The sequence below is a fragment of the Stenotrophomonas sp. 2YAF22 genome, assembly GCF_052114665.1.
Classification (GTDB): domain Bacteria; phylum Pseudomonadota; class Gammaproteobacteria; order Xanthomonadales; family Xanthomonadaceae; genus Stenotrophomonas; species Stenotrophomonas indicatrix.
On record NZ_JBFRFE010000766.1, the window covers coordinates 1 to 1,720 of the forward strand.

General features: G+C 69.6%; 1 pseudogene. It reads right to left on the reverse strand.

Annotated elements, in window-relative coordinates:
- Nucleotides 1–1,720, reverse strand: a pseudogene (locus tag AB4Y84_RS20910) (hypothetical protein); the annotation flags it as partial.

Consider the following 1,720-nt stretch of genomic DNA (forward strand, 5'->3'; position numbering starts at 1 on the left):
GCGCCACGCTGTTGTCAGCCTGCGCCACCGCCCCCTGGCCCAACGCCACGCTGCCCGCACCATTGGCCTGGGCCGATGCTCCAACCCCCATCGCACCCTGCCCGTTGGCCTGCGCGTCATCACTGCCATCGCCCGCACCATCGACCCGCACATAGCGGTTGCCGGTGGCGCGAAGGTCATCGACGGCCGAGTTCAGCTGGCCCAGGTTCACCGCATCACCGGCATCGGTGCCGGCAGCCACACCCTTGAGCTGGCGTTCGCCGTCGGTACCGCGCAGATCCACCACGGTGCCACCGGTACCTGCGCCGATCGTCACTGCAGCGTCCGCAGCGGACTGCTGCACCAGGCCGGCTTCGCCATTGCCCAGTTCCACCAGCTGCTGACGCAGCTGGGTGATATCGCCTTCGTTGCGGGTCACACGTCCGTCGATCACGGTCAGGCCACCATCAACCGAGGACAGCGCATCGCCGACGTTGTCGAAGGTCTGGCCCTGCACACTGTATCGCGGGCCGGTCACGGTGCCGGTCGACGCGTTGTGCGCCGCACCGCCGCCCAGGCCCTCGATGACCGGATGCAGCTGCTGCACGTTCACCGCATCTGCGGCCTCGGTACCGTTGGCCACGTTGATGACCTGGCGGGTGCCGTTACCACCCATGCCCCAGCCAACCGACACCACGTTGTCGCGGTCTGCTACCGCCTCAGCACCCAGAGCCACCGAATTCTCACCCGTGGCACGCGCATTCGCACCCAGTGCGATAGCGCCGTCGCCATTGCTTGCATGTGCGCCCCAGCCGATGGCCACACCCTGTGCCGCACTCGCGGCGGCGCTGGCACCCGCGGCGATGCTGCCCGAACCCGTTGCAGCCGCCTCATCGGCCACGCCCGAACCGTCCGCCTTGAAATAGCGGCTCCCTGCATTCAGCGCGTCGCGCAGGTCAACCAGATCCTGGCCGGTACTGCCGACACGACCGTCCAGCGCAGTCAATGCATCACCCACGTTGCCGTAGTTGCTGCCGCCCACGGTGTAGGTCGGTGCACCGATGCGCCCCTGCGCATCGACAGCGCTGCCACCGCCGATCGCATCGGCCACCGACGCCGAGGATGCCTGCAGCTGACCCAGCGTCACGGCTTCGTCGGCCGCCGTCGCATCGGCCACGCCACGGAGGCGACGCGCCCCGGCAGTGCCGTTGAAGTCCACCGCCGCACCGTCGGTGCTGGCGCCCACGGTCAGGTCGGCACCCGGCGCCGCCTGCTGCACCAGGCCCACGGTGCCGTTCTGGAGCGAAGTGCTCAGCTGGTTCAGGGTGGTCGTAGTGGTGGTCAGGCCGTCGTCCAGCGCCTCAAGCGCGCTGCCGACGGTGGTGTGGGTGCCGCCATGGCCCAGCACGTAGCTGGGCGCGGTGATGCTGCCGTCGGCAGCAACATCGGCGCCGCCACCCAGCGCCTGCACACCGGCACGCAGCTGTTGCACGATGGCCGCGTCGTTGGCCTGCGTACCCGCTGCAACATTGACGACCTGGCGGCGCAACGTGGTGCTGCCGACCGACACCGTGTCTTCACGGTTGGCGACCGATGCACGGCCGATCGCCACCGCACCGGCAGCCGTAACCTGCGACGAACCGCCGAGGGCAACGCCGCCGGAACCGCTGACCGAGGCGTTGTCACCCATCGCCACAGCTTCGGTGGCGCTGCCGCGCGCGCCGCGCCCCACAGCCACTGC